The organism is Micromonospora chokoriensis (genome assembly GCF_000718555.1).
In the GTDB taxonomy this organism is placed as follows: Bacteria; Actinomycetota; Actinomycetes; order Mycobacteriales; family Micromonosporaceae; genus Micromonospora; species Micromonospora chokoriensis_B.
In genome coordinates, this window is sequence record NZ_JOAN01000024.1 from 51,322 (window position 1) to 67,914 (window position 16,593).

At 69.8% G+C, this 16,593-nt stretch carries 17 protein-coding genes; 6 read left to right on the forward strand and 11 right to left on the reverse strand.

Features of this window, described 5'->3' with window-relative positions; genetic code table 11:
* Window positions 1–49 precede the first annotated feature (49 nt).
* Window positions 50–1,993, reverse strand: a complete 1,944-nt coding sequence (locus IF46_RS0127000) for an amylo-alpha-1,6-glucosidase (RefSeq protein ID WP_030491199.1) — start codon at window positions 1,991–1,993, stop codon at window positions 50–52.
* 42 nt (window positions 1,994–2,035) lie between these two features.
* On the opposite strand from IF46_RS0127000, the gene IF46_RS0127005 reads away from it, so the two are divergent.
* Together IF46_RS0127005 and IF46_RS0127010 are read left to right on the forward strand one after the other, a co-directional pair.
* The gene (locus tag IF46_RS0127005; protein ID WP_030491200.1) at window positions 2,036–4,744 is read left to right on the forward strand and encodes an MGH1-like glycoside hydrolase domain-containing protein; all 2,709 of its coding nucleotides are present in this window, start codon (window positions 2,036–2,038) and stop codon (window positions 4,742–4,744) included.
* Between the two features lie 363 nt (window positions 4,745–5,107).
* Window positions 5,108–7,594 (forward strand): X2-like carbohydrate binding domain-containing protein, encoded by a 2,487-nt coding sequence (locus IF46_RS0127010; RefSeq protein ID WP_030491201.1) that lies wholly within the window; start codon window positions 5,108–5,110, stop codon window positions 7,592–7,594.
* Between the two features lie 123 nt (window positions 7,595–7,717).
* On the opposite strand, the gene IF46_RS0127015 is transcribed toward IF46_RS0127010, so the two are convergent.
* Window positions 7,718–8,920: a low temperature requirement protein A gene (locus tag IF46_RS0127015; RefSeq protein ID WP_030491202.1), complete on the reverse strand. Its 1,203-nt coding sequence runs from the start codon at window positions 8,918–8,920 to the stop codon at window positions 7,718–7,720.
* 156 nt (window positions 8,921–9,076) lie between these two features.
* Here IF46_RS0127015 and IF46_RS0127020 point away from each other — a divergent pair, with 156 nt between their 5' ends.
* From IF46_RS0127020 to IF46_RS0127030, 3 genes are all read left to right on the forward strand, one after another.
* Complete coding sequence (locus IF46_RS0127020) at window positions 9,077–9,655, forward strand: TetR/AcrR family transcriptional regulator (RefSeq protein ID WP_036393448.1); 579 nt, start codon at window positions 9,077–9,079, stop codon at window positions 9,653–9,655.
* A gap of 121 nt (window positions 9,656–9,776) precedes the next feature.
* Window positions 9,777–10,475, forward strand: coding sequence for an HAD family hydrolase (locus IF46_RS0127025; RefSeq protein WP_030491204.1), 699 nt, complete (start codon window positions 9,777–9,779; stop codon window positions 10,473–10,475).
* A gap of 83 nt (window positions 10,476–10,558) precedes the next feature.
* Window positions 10,559–11,347 (forward strand): L,D-transpeptidase family protein, encoded by a 789-nt coding sequence (locus tag IF46_RS0127030; RefSeq protein ID WP_030491205.1) that lies wholly within the window; start codon window positions 10,559–10,561, stop codon window positions 11,345–11,347.
* A gap of 6 nt (window positions 11,348–11,353) precedes the next feature.
* Here IF46_RS0127030 and IF46_RS0127035 read toward each other — a convergent pair whose 3' ends face one another.
* The 5 genes from IF46_RS0127035 to IF46_RS0127055 all read right to left on the reverse strand — a co-directional run bounded on the left by IF46_RS0127035 (window position 11,354) and on the right by IF46_RS0127055 (window position 14,010).
* Complete coding sequence (locus tag IF46_RS0127035; RefSeq protein ID WP_030491206.1) at window positions 11,354–11,629, reverse strand: hypothetical protein; 276 nt, start codon at window positions 11,627–11,629, stop codon at window positions 11,354–11,356.
* Between the two features lie 47 nt (window positions 11,630–11,676).
* Window positions 11,677–12,108: a hypothetical protein gene (locus IF46_RS0127040; RefSeq protein WP_030491207.1), complete on the reverse strand. Its 432-nt coding sequence runs from the start codon at window positions 12,106–12,108 to the stop codon at window positions 11,677–11,679.
* A gap of 185 nt (window positions 12,109–12,293) precedes the next feature.
* The gene (locus tag IF46_RS0127045; RefSeq protein WP_157563516.1) at window positions 12,294–12,995 is read right to left on the reverse strand and encodes a VOC family protein; all 702 of its coding nucleotides are present in this window, start codon (window positions 12,993–12,995) and stop codon (window positions 12,294–12,296) included.
* Between the two features lie 38 nt (window positions 12,996–13,033).
* Window positions 13,034–13,216, reverse strand: coding sequence for a DUF397 domain-containing protein (locus IF46_RS0127050; RefSeq protein ID WP_030491209.1), 183 nt, complete (start codon window positions 13,214–13,216; stop codon window positions 13,034–13,036).
* On the reverse strand, window positions 13,210–14,010 hold the full coding sequence (locus IF46_RS0127055) for a helix-turn-helix domain-containing protein (RefSeq protein WP_030491210.1): 801 nt from the start codon (window positions 14,008–14,010) through the stop codon (window positions 13,210–13,212). Before IF46_RS0127055 ends, IF46_RS0127050 begins: the two co-directional genes overlap by 7 nt.
* A gap of 279 nt (window positions 14,011–14,289) precedes the next feature.
* On the opposite strand from IF46_RS0127055, the gene IF46_RS0127060 reads away from it, so the two are divergent.
* Complete coding sequence (locus tag IF46_RS0127060) at window positions 14,290–14,544, forward strand: hypothetical protein (protein ID WP_030491211.1); 255 nt, start codon at window positions 14,290–14,292, stop codon at window positions 14,542–14,544.
* An 18-nt stretch (window positions 14,545–14,562) separates the two neighbouring features.
* Here the strand turns inward: IF46_RS0127060 and IF46_RS0127065 are convergent, their stop codons facing one another.
* Genes IF46_RS0127065 through IF46_RS0127080 form a run of 4 tightly spaced genes read right to left on the reverse strand, consistent with a single transcriptional unit; the run spans window position 14,563 to window position 16,398 of the window.
* Window positions 14,563–14,961 (reverse strand): hypothetical protein, encoded by a 399-nt coding sequence (locus IF46_RS0127065; protein WP_030491212.1) that lies wholly within the window; start codon window positions 14,959–14,961, stop codon window positions 14,563–14,565.
* Entirely contained in the window at window positions 14,958–15,281 is a 324-nt protein-coding gene (locus tag IF46_RS0127070; protein ID WP_030491213.1) for a hypothetical protein, read from the reverse strand. Before IF46_RS0127070 ends, IF46_RS0127065 begins: the two co-directional genes overlap by 4 nt.
* A gap of 40 nt (window positions 15,282–15,321) precedes the next feature.
* Entirely contained in the window at window positions 15,322–16,017 is a 696-nt protein-coding gene (locus IF46_RS0127075; protein WP_051724211.1) for a hypothetical protein, read from the reverse strand.
* A 3-nt stretch (window positions 16,018–16,020) separates the two neighbouring features.
* A complete protein-coding gene (locus tag IF46_RS0127080; RefSeq protein ID WP_036393422.1) occupies window positions 16,021–16,398 on the reverse strand; it encodes a PadR family transcriptional regulator in 378 nt (125 codons plus the stop codon).
* Between the last annotated feature and the right edge of the window lie 195 nt (window positions 16,399–16,593).

Genomic DNA, 16,593 nt, shown 5'->3' on the forward strand with positions numbered 1-16,593 from the left:
GGGATCGCGATAACCAGCGGCGACACCACGATTGCGGTCGTGTAAAGCGCTACTGGCTCTTTCGACGCACCCGCAGCAACTCGGCCACGGACCATGCCTGGAACGGGCAGCCGGTCGCGGCGTGCGGCGCGAGGCCATCGGCCGTCTCGCTCACCGAGCCTAACCCATATTCCATCAAATGAGCCTCTATGCCGACGAATGCGTCATCGACGGACATCTTTCCACGGCGGGCGGCGTCCACGTACGGACCGAGCAGCCACGGCCAGACCGTGCCCTGGTGGTAGCCCCCGTCCCGGTCGGCCGGGCCACCCCCGTGCCGGCCCACGAACTCCGGCGAGTCCGGGGCGAGGCTGCGCGGCCCGAGCGGGGTGAACAGACCGTCCGCGATTCGCCGCAGCGTCGCCTCGTCCGGCTCCATCGGCGCGTACGGCAGCGACCAGGCCAGCAGCTGGTTGGGGCGCAACGCGTCGTCGTCGTGCAGGGCCGCTCCACCCAGCGGGTACGCCGGCGCGGGCGCGTCCAGCACGTCGTGCAGCCACCCGGTCGGCGCCGGGAAACGCTCCCGGAAGGAGGAGGTGGCCTGCCCGTGGCGTCGCCACAGCTCGTCCGCGTCCTGCCCGGCCAGTTCGGTCAGCTCCGCGAGCCCGGCCAGCCCGTTGATCCACAACGCGTTGACCTCGACCGGCTTTCCGGTACGCGGGGTGACCGGCACCCCGTAGACCCGCGCGTCCATCCAGGTCAACGCCGTGCCGGCGGCGCCCTGGGTGAGCAGCCCGTCGGCCGCATCGACGCGGATCCCGTACCGGGTGCCGGCCACGTGGGCGTCGATCACCGCGCGCAGGGCGGGCAGCAGCTCGTCGCCGAGGTCGGTGTCGCCGGTGACGGTGACGTGCCGGCTCACCGCGTGCAGGAACCACAGCGTGCCGTCGACGGTGTTGTACTCCACCCGGCCGGTGTCGGCGGTGTTGGCGAGCATCCCCTCGGACAGCGTCGCCGCGTACGCCCGCAGCAGCTCCCGCCCCTCGTCGGCGCGGCCCGTGCAGAGGAACAACCCCTCGTAGGAGATCATCGTGTCCCGGGACCAGGCCCCGAACCACGGGTAGCCGGCGACCACGTCCACCGCCGCTTGGTTGGTGCGCACCACGAACGCGTCGGCGGCCAGCGCCAGGGCGGCGTCCACGTCGTCGGCTGGTTTGGCCGTCGCCACCACCTGCCGGTTGCGCCGCCGGGCCGTCGCCACGATCTCCTCCGCCGACGGTGGCACTAGGTCGAGCTGACCGGCCCAGGCCCGCACCGACACCGTGTCGCCGGGGCGTTCCAACTCGCCGGAGAAGCGGCCCGCGTACCAGAGATCCTCATCCGGGTGCAGGCCCCGGTTGGCCTCCTCGCGGTGGTGCACGCCCAACCACCACTGCCCCTCGGGCGTCCAGCCCGGCCCGGCGAGCCGGTACGCGCCCTCGACCACCGCGCCGTCGGCGACCGCCTCGACCTGCGGAATCGGGCCGTCGGCCCGGCGTTCGCCGTGCGCGTCGCGCCAGGTGCAGGCGGCCGACAGCTCCAGCCGGACGGGACCGCCGGCGACCAGCCGGTGCACCACCGCGACGCAGGAGCGGCCGGGCAGCATGGCCAACTCCCGTTCGATCACCACCGCGCCGATCCGCCACCGCCACCGGGGCAGCCCGTCGATGAGGTCGAAGCGCTCCAACAGCTCGAAGCCGCGCGGGTCCACGTCGCCGGAGGACCACTCGTGCGCGCCGAGGCGCACCCGCGCGCCGGACGGCAGGGTGACCGCCGGATCGAGACTGACCAGTCCCACCTGCCGGGACGCCGGCGTTTCGCCGGGAACCACCAACAGACCGTGGTAGCGACGGGTCCGCAGCCCTGCGACCGTGCCCATCGCGTATCCGCCGAGGCCGTCGGGGACCAGCCACTCCCGGCTTGCCGCGCTGGTCAGATCGCCGCACACCTGCGGGCCGAAATGAATGTCGATCAACTTTCCTCCACCGGCGGCAAGGTGTAACACGCCACGACGAGAATGGCCGCTGTGGTCAAGTACCGAGGCGACGTCAAGGATGTGCACGTGATCACTGACCGATCGTCCTCCGACGCCTCGCCACCCGACGCTGAGCGGCTCCGGCTCGCCCAAGCCGACTCGGGGGAGCAGGACTGGCGAGCATGGGGTCCCTATCTGTCCGAACGGGCGTGGGGGACGGTACGGGAGGACTACAGCGAGCACGGTACGGCCTGGGACTACTTCCCGCATGACCACGCGCGGTCCAGAGCCTACCGGTGGAATGAAGACGGGATGGCCGGCGTCTGCGACGAACGACAGACCTTCGCGTTCGCTCTCGCCCTCTGGAACGGCAAGGACCCGATCCTCAAGGAACGGATGTTCGGCCTCGGCGGCGACGGCGGCAACCACGGCGAGGACGTCAAGGAGTACTGGTGGTACGAGGACTCCACGCCCACCCACTCCTGGATGCGGTGGCGCTACCACTACCCGCAGGCCGCCTTCCCGTACGACGAACTCGTCGCGGTGAACGCGTTGCGTGGCCGCGACGACACCGAGTACGAGTTGGTGGACACCGGGATCTTCGACGACGACCGGTACTGGGCGGTGACTGTCGACTACGCCAAGGCCTCCCCGACCGACCTGTGCATGGTGGTGACCGTCGCCAACCGGGGCGATGAGGCGGCGACCCTGCACGTGCTGCCCACCCTGTGGTTCCGTAACACCTGGTCCTGGGGCCTGCCCGGCGGCGACCGGATCCCCCAGCTGACCGGCCAGGGCACCCGGCTCGTCGGCGAGCACCGGGTGCTCGGCCAACTGCTGCTGGAGGGTGACGGCGGCCCGGTGCCGCTGCTCTGCGACAACGACACCAACGCCGAACGACTCTGGGGTCTACCCGGCCGCTCGCCCTACCCGAAGGACGGCATCAACGACCACGTCGTCAACGGCGCGGCCACGGTCAACCCGGCCCGGGAGGGCACCAAGGGCGCGCTGCACTACGTGCTCGACGTGCCGGCCGGCGGGCAGCGCCAGATCCGGCTGCGCCTGACCCGTACCGCGTCGCCGCCGGCCGCCGCGCCGCCGCCGCCGGCCGACCTCAGCGAGGGCTTCGAGGCCGTGGTGTGGGCCCGGCGGGCCGAGGCGAACCGGTTCTTCGCCGGAGTGATCCCGCCGGCCGCCACACCCGACGAGGCGTTGGTGGCCCGGCAGGCCATCGCCGGGCTGATGTGGGGCAAGCAGTTCTACCACTTCGACGTCAAGCGTTGGCTCGAAGGCGACCCGGGCTCGACACCGCCGCCGGCCGGGCGTCGGCACGGGCGCAACAGCGCCTGGTGGCACATGACCAGCTTCGACGTCATCTCCATGCCCGACCCGTGGGAATACCCGTGGTACGCGGCCTGGGACCTGGCCTTCCACTGTGTGAGCATCGCCCGGGTCGACCCGGGCTTCGCCAAGGAGCAGATCCTGCTCCTGCTCCGCGAGTGGTACCTGCACCCCAACGGGCAGATCCCGGCGTACGAGTGGGCGTTCGGTGACGTGAACCCGCCGGTGCACGCCTGGGCGGCGCTGAAGGTGTTCGAGATCGACGGCGGCCGGGACTACGACTTCCTGGCCCGGGTGATGCACAAGCTGCTGCTCAACTTCACCTGGTGGGTCAACCGCAAGGACACCGGCGGCAACAACGTCTTCGAGGGCGGCTTCCTCGGGCTGGACAACGTCGGGCCGTTCGACCGCTCGGCGGCGCTGCCGGTCGCCGGCGTGCTGGAGCAGTCCGACGGCACCGGCTGGATGGGCATGTACGCGCTCAACCTGCTGGACATGGCGATCGTGCTCGCCGAACATGACCGGACCTGGGTAGACACCGCCACCAAGTTCTTCGAGCACTTCGCCTACATCGCCGCCGCCGCGTACGAGCAGGGGTTGTGGGACGACGAGGACGCCTTCTTCTACGACGTGCTGCGCCTCGCCGACGGCACGAAGGTGCCGCTGAAGGTCCGCTCCGTCGTCGGGCTGCTGCCGTTGGCGGCCACCACCCGGCTCTCCGCCAGGACCCTGCACCAGCTGCCGGAGCTGGGTGCCCGGTTGCGCTGGTTCCTCACCAACCGCCCGGAGTACGCCCAGGTGATCGGCGCCCGCCGACTGGGCCCCGACGGCCGGCAGCAGCGGTTGCTCTCCATGGTCGGCCCGGAGCAGGTGGTTCGCCTGCTCGCCCGGATGCTCGATCCCGACGAGTTCCTCTCCGACTTCGGCCTCCGTACGCTGTCCCGTGCCCACCTGGACAAGCCGTTCTCGGTCACCCTCGGCGGGCAGGAGTTCTCCGTCGGCTATGAGCCGGCCGAGTCGACAAGCGGGCTGTTCGGGGGCAACTCGAACTGGCGTGGTCCGATTTGGATGCCGACGAACTACCTGCTGATCAGCGCGCTACGGGACTACGCGGCGTTCTTCGGCGACGGCCTCCAGGTGGAGTACCCGACCCGCTCCGGGGTGAAGCGCACCCTCGACGAGATCGCCGACGACCTCTCCGCCCGGCTGATCGCGCTCTTCACCCAGGACGACTGGGGTCGACGGCCGATCTACGGCGCGTGCCAGCTCTTCCAGACCCACCCGGACTGGCGGGATCTGATCGCGTTCCCCGAGTACTTCCACGGCGACAACGGGGCCGGCCTGGGCGCCTGGCACCAGACCGGCTGGACGGCCCTGGTAGCCGACCTGATCCTCACCCTGCGCCGCTGACCGCCCGGGCCGCGCCTGCGCGGGCCTGCCGTCGGCGTGATCGCGCTCGATCCATGTTGTAGCGGTATCCCCGGCGTCGGAGGCCACACGATCCTGGATCGAGCACGGTCATGCGGACCGTCAGCGATCGGTGCATTCGTCGCCGCCGCACCCTCCTGACCGCTTCGGTCGAGCACTGCCGAGCGTAGGAGCGGCGTTCGCGCAAATCAATACTTGACGAAGTTTAATAATCCACTTAGGTTTCGGCCATGTTTCGTCCGACCCTTTTGGTCGGTCGTATCGCAACAGGCACCACCCCGGTTCCCCCCAACCCGGAGGTGTGACCGCGATGAGCTGTCACACACACAGAGAGACGTGCCGCTCATGACCAGAAAAGTCCACAAGGCGATGCGAGGCGCAGTCGTGGGGCTGACCGTCGCCGCCCTCCTCCCCGTCGGGCTGACCGCCTCGGCGGCCTCAGCCGGACCGGCGACCGCCGCCAGGTTGCCCGCCCCCACCACCGCCGCGAACGCCCCGTACGCACCTGCCGGGGAGCGGGCTCGGAAGCCCTACATGGGCTGGAGCAGCTACAGCATGCAGGTGTTCGTGCCCAACGGCAGCACCTGGATCACGGCCGCCCAGCTCAAGGCGCAGTCCGATGCCATGCACGAGAAGCTCCAGGCGTACGGCTACGAGTACATCAACGTCGACGCGGGTTGGAACTCCGGCGTGGACGAGTACGGCAGGCCGGTGCCGAGCAAGACGCTGTACCCCGATGGACTGCAGAACGTCATCGACCACGTGCACGCCAACGGGCAGAAGTTCGGGCTGTACGGCATTCCCGGAATCTCGTCCGCACTGATCGATGCCAACCTGCCCATCTACGGAGCCCCTGGTTGCACGACGGGGAACCTGCCGGTGCGACCGCTGCAGCAGGGCGACCACTGGAAGATCGGGCACAAGATCGACTTCAAGAACCCGTGCGCGCAGGCGTACGTCAACTCGATCGCTGACCTCTACGCCTCATGGGGCGTCGACTTCCTGAAGTTCGACAGCGTCACCCCCGGCTCCGGCATCAACGATCTCTCCGTCGACTCCCGCGACGACGTCAAGGCGTGGTCGCAAGCCCTCGCCCGGCACGGCATCTGGTTCGAGCTCTCCTGGGCCCTCGACATCCGCTACGCCGACTACTGGAAGCAGTACGCCAACGGCTGGCGGATCGACTGGGACGTCGAGTGCTACTGCACCGGTGAGGCCCTCACCGCCTGGTCGAGCATCTCGCGACTCTTCCCCAAGCTGGCCGAGTGGTGGCGCCACGGCGGCCCCGGCGGGTGGAACGATCTGGACTCGCTGAACGTGGGCAACGGCCAGATGGACGGGCTTACCCGGGACGAGCGGCGTACCGCCGCGACGCTCTGGGCGGTCTCGGCCGCGCCGCTCTACATCGGCAACGACATGACCCGGCTCGACTCCTACGGCCTGGACCTGTTGACCAACCGCGAGGTGATCGCGGTCAACCAGGCCGGACGGCCCGCCCAACCCCTCTCCATCAAGAGCAACCGGCAGACCTGGTTCTCGCTCAACGAGGACAACTCCTACACCGTGGCCCTGTTCAACCTCGGCTCCACCGAGGCCAACATGGCGGTGAACTGGGCCGATCTCGGCCTCAACGGGTCCGCCAAGGTGCGCGACCTGTGGGCGAAGAAGGACCTGGGCGAGTTCGCGAGCGGCTACGTCGCAAACGACGTGCCGGTGCACGGGGTCCGGTTGCTCAAGGTCACGCCGCAGAAGAACTCGACGGTCAGTGTCAACGACGACGACCTGCGGGTGTCGTACGAGGGCGCGTGGCAGCGCAACGGCAACCGCGAGGTTGCCGCGGTCGCGGAGCAGCTGACGGTGGACGTGCGGGACTCGTCGGCCTCCGGCGCGAAGGCTGCCAAGAAGCAGGCCGAAGCCGGTGTGCGGACGATCTCGGTGAACAACGACAACCCGGAGATCGTCTACACGGGCTCCTGGGGTCGGAGCACCAACCGAGGGCTCGGCGATTTTCAGGACGACGTGCACTACGCCGAGCCCAACGGCGACGCGTTCCAGTACTCGTTCATCGGCACCGGCGTCGACTACGTGACGGAGCTGCACGAGTCCCAGGGCGACGTCGACATCTACATCGACGGTGAGTTCAAGAAGACGGTCAGCACCCATCTCGACCCGGCCGCGGGTCGGAAGGCGCAGCAGGTGGTCTACAGCATCTCGGACCTGCCCAACGGCACCCACACGATCCGCGGCGTCAAGCGCTCGGGGTCGTACATGCTGCTCGACAAGTTCGACGTGCGGCAGGAGAGTCTGCTGAGCGCCAACACGGCGACCTTCGACAAGAAGGCGTCCGCTCAGGCCGACGTCACCGTCGAGATCGGCCGCGACCCGGGCGAGCTTGCGGCGATCGCCCACGGTGGAAAGGCGTTGGTCAAGGGAACCGACTACACCATCAACGGTCAGGTCGTGACGATCGGGAAGGCGTACCTCGCGGCGCAGCCCGTCGGCAACGCGGTGTTCGACTTCCGGTTCCGGGGTGACCACCGCGACGACGTTCACTCCGCGACCGAGAACGGCGCGGCGGTGGCCTTCACGTTCCGTGGCGTTGGCGTCGAGTGGCGGACGGCACTCGGCCCCGATCAGGGCGAGGCCGACGTCTTCATCGACGGCAAGCTGGTCAAGCGCGTTAGCCTCTCGAACCCGGTGCGGGTCACCGGCCGACCGGCGTTCGTCGCCACCGGGCTCAAGGATGCCGAGCACACGCTGCGCATCGTGAAGGTCTCCGGAGACGTGCTCCGCAATGACGTGATCCAGTACACGATCCTCAAGCGGCCCTGACGCCGCAGTTGCTGAGGCGGTCCCTGCCAGGAGGAGCCGGCGCATTCCCGTACGCCACGGGCATCGTCCGACTTCACCTGGCAGGGACCGCCGCGCGGCACCCAGAGTCGTGGCCGCCCACGACTAGAACGGCGGCGAGGGTGTCTCCGGTGGGTGTCGGCGTGAGCGTCGGGTGTCCGCGCCGGCGACGCCGAGCAGCACCACGGCGGCGGCGCCGCCCGCGGCGAGCGGTTCGATGTGCAGCGTCACCGGCGCCAGCAGGACGAGGGTCAGCACACCGGCGACCCGGGACCGGGAGACCCGGGCGAAGACCTGGTATTCGAGGGCCGCTCGCCCGGCGAGGAAGAGCAGTGGGCCGCCGAGGATGGCGATGAGCCAGGCTGCCGGGAGGTGCCCGAGCGGTTCGGTGATGAACAACTCGAAGCCGACGCCGGTCAGGACGATCCCCGCGATCATGATCAGGTGGGCGAAGGACATGTCGGTCGCCAGCCGGGCGGCGTCCCGGGACCGGCTGACGGCCTCGTCCAGCATTCCGCCCGCGACGTGAAAGTAGATCCGCCAGAGCAGGACGGTGGTCACCAGCGCCAGGAGGAAGCCCGCCGTCTGGTCGGCGTGGAACGCGCTGCCGCTGAACGCCAACCCGATGACGAAGATCGCCTCGCCGAGCGCGATGAGAAGGAACTGTTGGTACCGCTCGGCCAGGTGCTCCGCCGCGATCATCCGGACGCCGAGCCGTTGCCCGCCGATGCGGGGGGTCGGCCAACCGAGTAACAGCCCGGCGTAGTCGATCAGCACGGCGATGCTCCAGAGCGGCCCGCGTACCGTGCCGTCGTCGGCCAGACCACCGATGACCCAGAACGGTGCGCTCAGACCGAGCCAGAGCAGGAGTCGGAAGGACTGTTGCGGGTCCGGTCGGCCGTGTCCGGCGAGGTGGAAGTAGACCACCCGGCCGATCTGGAGACCGACGTAGGTGATGGCGAAGAGGGCGGCCCGCGTCCCGAAGCCGTCGGGCACTGCGACGGCCATCGTCATGGCGCCGACCAGCGTCATGACGATGACGGTCTGGACGATCGGCGCCTCCGGGTCCAGCCAACTGGTCGACCAGACCGTCAACGACCAGACCGCCCACAGTGCCAGGAACAACAGCAGAGCCTGGCCGAGGCCCGCATACACGCCGCGCTGGCCGTCGGTGAAGTCGGCGATCAGCCGTGCGGAGATCCGGGTGAGGGCGAAGACGAAGACCAGATCGAGAAAGAGTTCCAGGAAGGTTGCCCGCTGACGGGTGGCGTCGTCGCGCAGCAGCCGTACGCCGCGCTCTTCTCTCATCCGCCCGCCACGCGCGTGCCCTCCCTCACGGTGATCTCCTCGCCTAACGAGTCAGGGGGCGGCAGTGGCACGTGGGAAGCGGGGCTGGTCGTCCACAACAGTCACCAATCCGTCACCTGGCAGCTACGGCAGGTGTCCGCCCTTACGCTCGTGTGCGTGCCCGGACCTGCGGAGAAGGCCAGCGAACAGGACCGGCGTGACCTCATCGTCACGGTCGCACGAGAGCTGGCCGAGGTGGAGGGCTGGCCGGGGGTGACCACCCGACGGCTCGCCGAACGCACCGAGATCGACATGGGCGACATCTACCGGCACTTCCCCGATCTGGAAGCGCTGATCGCCGCCGTCGCGGTGTGCGCATTCGCCGATCTGGCCGCCGATCTCGCCGAAGCGCACGCGGAGACCGCCGGCAGCCCCGAGGGGGTCTGGCCGGCGGTCGCGACCGCGTACCTCGACTTCGCGTACACGAACCCGGAGGTCTATGACGCGATGCTCGCGCTGACCCCCGACCTGGCCCTCGGCGTGGATGGCGTGCCGGCCGCGCCGCGGGCGGTCTTCGCGGAGCTGCGGGCGGCCCTGACCCCGCTGGCCGAGGGCCGGGACCCGGACACCCTCGCCGAGGTGGGCTGGAGCCTGCTGCACGGCGTCGTGATGCTCACCCGTGGTGGTCGGCTTAGACCCGAGGGGCAGGAGGAACGCGAAGCGCTTATCGCACAACGGCTGCTGCGGTGGCCGTGACCATGCCGCCCCGCATCTGTCGGGCGGAATAATTCGTGGACCTTGACGTTTGTCTGCGGCCTATCCTGGCCCCTCGGTGTTTCAGCGGTGGGCACGGGGAGGGTACGCCATGACAGTCGACGTGGCCGGGCGGCGGCAGGCACAAGTGTTGATCTTCGATGCGGATGACACCCTGTGGGAGAACAACGTCGTCTTCGAGCGGGTGATCGACGACTTCCTGGGCTGGCTGGACCACCCCACACTGGACCGGGCCGCGCTGCGGGCCGTCCTCGACGACATCGAGCGGGCCAACGCGGTGGCGCACGGGTACGGCAGCAAGGTCTTCCTGCGCAGCCTGGCGGAGTGCCTGGAGCGGCTGCGCGAGCGGCCGGCCACCGACTCCGAACGCCAGGAGATCGACCGGCTGGCGGTGGCCCTCGTCGAGCACCGGGTGGAGCTGATGCCCGGGGTGGCCGACGCGCTCGACGAGTTGGCCGGCCGGCACGAGCTGCTGCTGCTGACCAAGGGCGACCAGGAGGAGCAGCAGCGCAAGCTGGACGCCTGCGGCCTGCTGCACCACTTCGGGGCCGCGCACATCGTCGCCGAGAAGAACGTCGACACGTACCGGTGGCTCACTCGGGAACACGGGTTTCCGCCGGCCAGCGCATGGATGATCGGCAACTCCCCGAAGTCCGACATCCTGCCGGCGCGGGCGGCCGGGCTGAACGCGGTGTTCATTCCGAACGCGAACACCTGGGTGCTGGAGGACGACGAGTTGGACCCGACCGACAGCGCAGTGCTGCGCCTCGCCGCCTTCCCCGACCTGCTGCGGCACTTCTGATCGCGCGAAGGGGGAGACCCGCGCACACGCCCCGCCCGGCGTGGGGACAGACGGCGTGCCGGTTCGACTGTCAGGATGGCGGCATGAAGCGCAGACAGCTCCTGCTCGGCGCGGCGGCGGGTCTTGCCGTGCCGGCCGTGCTCACCCCGGCGGCGCCCGCGCTCGGCGCGACCAGGCCACCGGCCTCGGCGTGGGGCACGGCGCCGGTTCCCCGGTCCACCCGTCCGACGGTGCCGCGCCGCAACCTGGCCGCCCGGTTGACCACCCTGCCGACGCAGACCAGGCAGGTCGTCGTCGTCACCACCGCCTCCGCCACCACCACGTACGCGACCCTGGAGGCGTACGTGCGGGTGCGGGATCGCTGGCAGCCGGCCTCGTCGTCGATGCCCGCCCGGATCGGCTCCAAGGGTTTCACCGACAACCACAGGGAGGGCGTGCCGACCACCCCCACCGGGGTCTACTCAATCGGCCCCACCATGTACGGCATCGCCGCCAACCCGGGCGTGCGGTACCCGTACCACCGGCTGGTCAGCGGGGACTGGTGGAACGAAAATCCGTCGTCGGCGCGGTACAACACCTTCCAGCAGAGCGCGACGAACCCGGGCGGGGCCAGCGAGGCGCTGTGGAAGGAGACACCCTCGTACACGTACTTCGCGGTGATCACCTACAACATGTCGCCGAACGTGCCGAAGCCGGTGCCGGACGCGGGCAGCGGCATCTTTCTGCACCAGTTCGGCACCAGCGCCGGCAACGCCACCGCCGGCTGTGTCTCGCTGGCCCGTAACCATCTGGTCGACGTGCTCACGTGGCTCGACCCGCAGCTCTCGCCGCGCATCGTGCTCACCCCGTACGCCCAGCTCGGCCGCTATTAGGGCTGCTCAGCCGGCCTCGCGCCGGACGATCGCCACGGCCACCCGGCAGAACTCGTCCATGTCCGGGTTGAACCCGGCCGCGATGTCGGGATGCAACCCGGAGCGGGTCTCCTCCAACAATCGCTGGCAGACCTGCTCGACCGGTTCGCCGGCGTAGTCGGCGCGGACCCGGTCGGTGGCGGCCTGAAGCGCCGAGGTCAGCTGCTCCTCCAACGGCCCGCGCAGCTTTTGCTGCACTGGGTCGAGCCCGCGGGGGTCGAGCGTGACATGTGGCTCCGACATCGGTGCTCCCTTCGTCGGCGTCCGCGATACCCCACCGCGGACGTCGGTCAAACCAAGGTCGGTACGGCGGCGATCCGCACCTGGTACGAGAAGTCCTCCGCCGGCTCCTCGTGGTAGGACAATCGGCGGATCTGCCGGTCGTCGTCGTAGAGGGCGACGTCCACCAGGACGCCCAGGTGGGCGAGGCCGATGGTCGACACCCGCTTCTTGTCCTGCAACACCGCACAGACGCCGCCGAGCAGGGTGCTGGCGTCGGACGTACGGTGCCCGGGCGGGCAGCGCAACACCAGGTCGACCTCGATCGGCCCGGGCAACGGCGTCCAGCCGGTGCGCTGGGCCGCGGCGAGGGCGGCCTGGAGCAGGGTGCGGACCTTCGTCGCCTGCCGATGCCCGGCGGCGAAGATGGACAACGCTTCGGTCTTGACCGGTGGCAGGCCGCTCACCTCGAATGTCAGGGCGAGAGCGCGGGTGTCCTGCACGACGGCACCTCCTCGTTGGGACGATCCTGCCGAACCGGGGGAGCGGCGGTGGGCGTTCACGCGATTACCAACCGTTCGGGCAGGCGTGGGGTCGGCCGGAGGCGTGTCGACGGCGGCGGCGAACGCGCCGGCTACGGCGCTAGCAAAACGCTAGCCGACGCTGCCCGCGCTGGGTAGTCGGTCGTTTACCCGGTGGGGCGTGGTGCGAAGGCGCAGAACTCGTTGCCCTCGGGGTCGGCCAGCACCCACCAGCGGCTGCGGGCGCTCGGCTCCGCCAGCAGGGTCGCGCCGGCGCTCACCAGTGCGCCGGGCTCCGGGTCGGTCAACTCGACGTCCCAGTGCAGGCGGTTCTTGACCGTCTTGGGCTCGGGCACCCTGTCGAACACCCAGCGTTCCCAGGGGAACCCGGCCGCGCCGAGCACCGACGAGGTGGTCGAGCCGTGCTCGGCAGCGCCGCCGAGCACGCCGGCCCACCAGGTCGCCTGCGTGGCCGGGTCGGCCGAGGCCACGACCAGTTCGAGCGGGCCGGGGCGGCTGCCCTCCTGGGCCGGGTACGCGCAGAACAAGTTGCCCTCCGGGTCGGCCAGCACCCACCAGGTGGCTTGGCCGCCCTGCTCGGCGACGAGCCGCGCGCCGGCCGCGAGCAGCGCCGCCGGCTCCGCGTCTGCCAACCGCAGATCCAGGTGTACGCGAGTCTTGCCCACCCGAGGCTCGGGCACCTTGTTCACCCAGATCGACTCGGTGGCCGAGCGTGCCGAGCGTGGGTCCACCCGGGTGTCGCCGTCACCGGCATCGGCCACGTCAGCGTGCAGCACCCGGGCCCAGAAGCCGCCGAGCGCGAGCGGGTCCGCGGCGTCCAGGCAGAGGTCCTTGAAGCGCGCGATCATCATCCCAGCATGCCTGGTCCGGGCGGACGTGTCAGCGCTCAGTGCCGCTTGGCGTACTCGATGAATGTCTTCCAGGCGGTCGGGTCGATGTGCAGGGTGCCGCCGTCGCGGTCCTTGGTGTCGCGGACCAGGACCATGGTCGGTAGGTTGTCGGCGACCTCGACGCAGGAGCCGCCGTTGCCGCCGGATCGGGTCGACTTTCGCCACTGCGGGGTCAGCATGCCCATGACTTCGCCACTTCCTTGATCAGCTCGGTTGACTGCCGGCGGGGGAGCGCCTCGTTGCGCACGATCTCCCACGTCTTCGCCAGCTTAGCGACGTCGGTCGGTGCATCGACGAACTGCGCGGTGAGCTGGTTGTCGGCGTGAGCCACCCGCTCGCCGTCGGGCATCTCGGCGATGATGAACTGCCCGGCCAGCCCCAGATACATCCCAGCATCCACCGGGACGATGTGCACCTGGATATGCTCCGCCGTCGCCAACTGGGCCAGGTGCTCGCACTGCTCGACCATGAGCCCCGGCTGGTCGAGCACCGGCCGGCGCAGCACCGCCTCGTCGAGGACGGCGATGAGCTGCGGCGGGCGGGGGCGTTGCAGGATCGCCTGCCGCTCCAGCCGGGAGGCGACGATCCGGTCGACGTCCTCGGCGTCGAACCGGCCACCAGCGAGGGTGGCGCGGGCGTACCGCTCGGTCTGGAGCAGGCCCGGGACGTACGCCAGCTCGAACCAGCGCAGCGTGGTCGCCTCGCGCTCGAACTCGATCCACTCACGCAGCCAGGCCGGCACCGCGTCGAGCCGGGCCAACCTGTCCAGCATCCGTTGGAAGCGTCCAGCGGTGGGGTGGTGGGTGTCGATGGCCCTCATGTACTCCTTCGTGGGCGCTCGGCCGCCGGTCTCCACCGAGCTGACGTGCGAGCCCGAATAGCCGATGCCCCTGCCGAAGTCGTCCTGACTGAGCCCGAGCCCGGTGCGGAACAGGCGCAGCTCCTCCAGCACGTAGTCGGTGACCATCCCCATCGATTCCCCAACCTTTGCTCAGTGTGGATCGGCGTGTCCTTCAGGGTTGCTCGTCTACGGCGTTGAGCTGCACGGATGCGACGAGCACGTATCGACGGTAGTCGCCTGATCACCACACTGTCACCAGTGGCGGGTCCGCTGGTAGCCGGAGTTGGCGGCGGCGGGCCCCGCCCGGGGTCGCTCTCGTTCCCCCCTTGCGGGAGCGGCCCCTTCCCCGCCCCCCGAGGAGGTTGATGTGCTGAGCCCGACCGACCAGCAGCCCGGGATGCGGTGGCGCTGATGGTGGTCCGTCCGCCCGTGCCGCACGTCGCGATGCGCCCGCTCTGGAGGTGCCGGAACTGTGGCAGCGAGTGGCCCTGTCAGCCGGCCAAGCTCGCCCTGCTCACCGAGTACCGGACCAGCCGGACCGCACTGTTGATCTATCTCGGCACTCTGATGCACGAGGCGACGAACCAGCTCACCCAGCTCCACCCGGATCATCCGCCGACCCGGATGACCGAGCGCTTCCTCTCCTGGGCGAGGGCTCGGCGCTGACGCTCGGCCGGTCGTGGTTCAGCCCGGGAAGTGGATCAGTGGCACCCCGTCGACGTAGCCAGGCCCTTCGCCGGTGAGCACCGCGGCGTCGTGGGTCAGGCCTGCCACGGCGGCCGCGGCCAGGTCGAAGCGGCGGGTCCGGCGCTGCCAGAAGGTCAGCTCCGGTAGGTCCTGCGCCCGCTCCGGCAGCAGCGCACAGGCGGGCAGGGCCAGCAGACTGTGCAGCAGGGCCAGGTCCTTGCCGGTCGCCATGTTCAGGGCTTCGGCGGCTGCCACCACCGGCACGCCAAACCGCACCCCGTCCTCAATGATCTCGTGGACGGGCTCGCCCACGTGCACCGTGCGGAGGACGGCGTACCCCAGCAGGGCCGACCGGTCCAGGATCAGCCGGACCGGTGGCTTCGCCTCAGAGGTCATGCGGCGTCGGCGCGGGGAGCAGCGTCGTCGCCGTTCATCTCGGCCTCCATGGCGGCGCGGATCTTGGCGCGCTCGGCCTCGAACCGCTCCGCGGACCACTCGGCTTCCACGCCCAGGCGGCGGGCCCGAGCCTCGGCGACACCCTGCTCAGTGATGTGCATGCCGGCGGCGAGCAACAACTCCTTGTGTTGCTCCACCTGCCTGCGGCGGCGTACCGACTCGGTGACGTAGGCGCTGGCCATGCGGTGGCCCTGGCTCTCCAGGATCTGACTCACGTCTGGGGGCACGGAGATCGTGAAGCGGCGCTGCGGCTCTGTCATACGCGCACCTTACACCTGTCATACTGTTGTGGCTTCCACGTCAGGCAGGTTCGAAGTTCGTGGCATCTGGGTTGCGGGTGTCGGAAACGGTCCGCCCCTCGCGGAGCGACAGGCGGCGGGCCAGAGCTGTCGCGCCAGCGAGTGCGGCCAGGACCATGGCGATCTCCGCGACCACTACTGGCGGTGCCGTGCTGTAGTCGGTGGACCAGGCGAAGCCGACGGTGATCGGCGTGATGACGATGCCGGCCGTCGGCACGAGGACGATCATCAACCGAGCCGTCCGCCGAATCTTGGGCAGGTCGCGTAGCCGGGTCCGCACCGCGATGACCGCTCCTGCGGCGACCACGGCGGCCGGTATGCCGTAGTAGACGGCGACGGCGAGCTGGACTGGCACGTCGATCGAGCGGGGGATGTCGACCATGCGGACGAAGGCCGGGTAGGCCGCCATCAGGAGGCCGCAGCCGAGCGCGACACCGAGCACCGCGCCGATCAGTGCGGTGCCGAGAATGCGGCTGTAGTCGCCGCGCACGCGTCGGACGCCAGCCTCGTCGGCGAGCCGTCGGGCGAAGCCGGCCACGTCGCCACCGAGCAACTGCGCGGGATCGCCCCCGTCGGCAGCCGCGGCCCGCAGGTCGAGGCGTAGGTCCGCGGCGAGTGTCGCCCGATCGGCCGAGCCGACCCCATATCCGCGCCACGCCTGGTCGGCTTCGCCCAGAAGGCGGTCGATGGTGTCCATGGGTCAACTCCTCGTGGGGTTGTGCTCGAGCGGGCAGAGAACGGCGTCAACGGTGTCGGTGAAGCGGTTCCACTGCTTCTGCCAGGCATCCAGGTGGACCCGCCCGGACCCGGTCAGCGCGTAGACCTTCCGGGGCGGGCCGGTCGGACTGACCTGCTGTTCATGAGCGACAAGGCCAAGTCGGCGCATCCGAGTCAGCAGCGGATAGATGGTGCCGTAGCTGATTGCACCGAAGCCGGCCGTCTCCATCCGGCGCACCAACTCGTAGCCGTGCGCGGGCTCGCGTGCCAGCAGCGCCAGCAGGCACATGTCCAGCGCGCCGCGCAGGAGTTGGGTCTGCCGGTCGTTGTCGTCGATCGACTGGCTCTCCGCCGCTACCATGCGACACATACTACCTCGCTAGTTGGCGTCGCGATATACCGAGAGCGGAAAGTCGCCGATCCAAGCCAGGCGGCTAGCCCGGCACCTTCCGGGGCGGGTCCCGCGCCTACGTAGCAGGCGGCGTCGCGGTCCGTGCGCGTGCATGGCGAGCGGCATCGCGGTCCGCGTGCGTGATCGACTCGGCCTCCTGCAAAC

What these genes read in the sequence shown, in the direction of transcription:
- IF46_RS0127080 (WP_036393422.1), bottom strand. Translation starts at nt 16,398, where the DNA reads ATGGTAGCGGCGGAGAGCCAGTCGATCGACGACAACGACCGGCAGACC.
- IF46_RS0127030 (WP_030491205.1), top strand. Translation starts at nt 10,559, where the DNA reads ATGAAGCGCAGACAGCTCCTGCTCGGCGCGGCGGCGGGTCTTGCCGTG.
- IF46_RS0127005 (WP_030491200.1), top strand. Translation starts at nt 2,036, where the DNA reads ATGGCCGCTGTGGTCAAGTACCGAGGCGACGTCAAGGATGTGCACGTG.
- IF46_RS0127035 (WP_030491206.1), bottom strand. Translation starts at nt 11,629, where the DNA reads ATGTCGGAGCCACATGTCACGCTCGACCCCCGCGGGCTCGACCCAGTG.
- IF46_RS0127055 (WP_030491210.1), bottom strand. Translation starts at nt 14,010, where the DNA reads ATGGGGATGGTCACCGACTACGTGCTGGAGGAGCTGCGCCTGTTCCGC.
- IF46_RS0127060 (WP_030491211.1), top strand. Translation starts at nt 14,290, where the DNA reads ATGGTGGTCCGTCCGCCCGTGCCGCACGTCGCGATGCGCCCGCTCTGG.
- IF46_RS0127015 (WP_030491202.1), bottom strand. Translation starts at nt 8,920, where the DNA reads ATGAGAGAAGAGCGCGGCGTACGGCTGCTGCGCGACGACGCCACCCGT.
- IF46_RS0127075 (WP_051724211.1), bottom strand. Translation starts at nt 16,017, where the DNA reads ATGGACACCATCGACCGCCTTCTGGGCGAAGCCGACCAGGCGTGGCGC.
- IF46_RS0127010 (WP_030491201.1), top strand. Translation starts at nt 5,108, where the DNA reads ATGACCAGAAAAGTCCACAAGGCGATGCGAGGCGCAGTCGTGGGGCTG.
- IF46_RS0127045 (WP_157563516.1), bottom strand. Translation starts at nt 12,995, where the DNA reads ATGATCGCGCGCTTCAAGGACCTCTGCCTGGACGCCGCGGACCCGCTC.
- IF46_RS0127050 (WP_030491209.1), bottom strand. Translation starts at nt 13,216, where the DNA reads ATGCTGACCCCGCAGTGGCGAAAGTCGACCCGATCCGGCGGCAACGGC.
- IF46_RS0127070 (WP_030491213.1), bottom strand. Translation starts at nt 15,281, where the DNA reads ATGACAGAGCCGCAGCGCCGCTTCACGATCTCCGTGCCCCCAGACGTG.
- IF46_RS0127065 (WP_030491212.1), bottom strand. Translation starts at nt 14,961, where the DNA reads ATGACCTCTGAGGCGAAGCCACCGGTCCGGCTGATCCTGGACCGGTCG.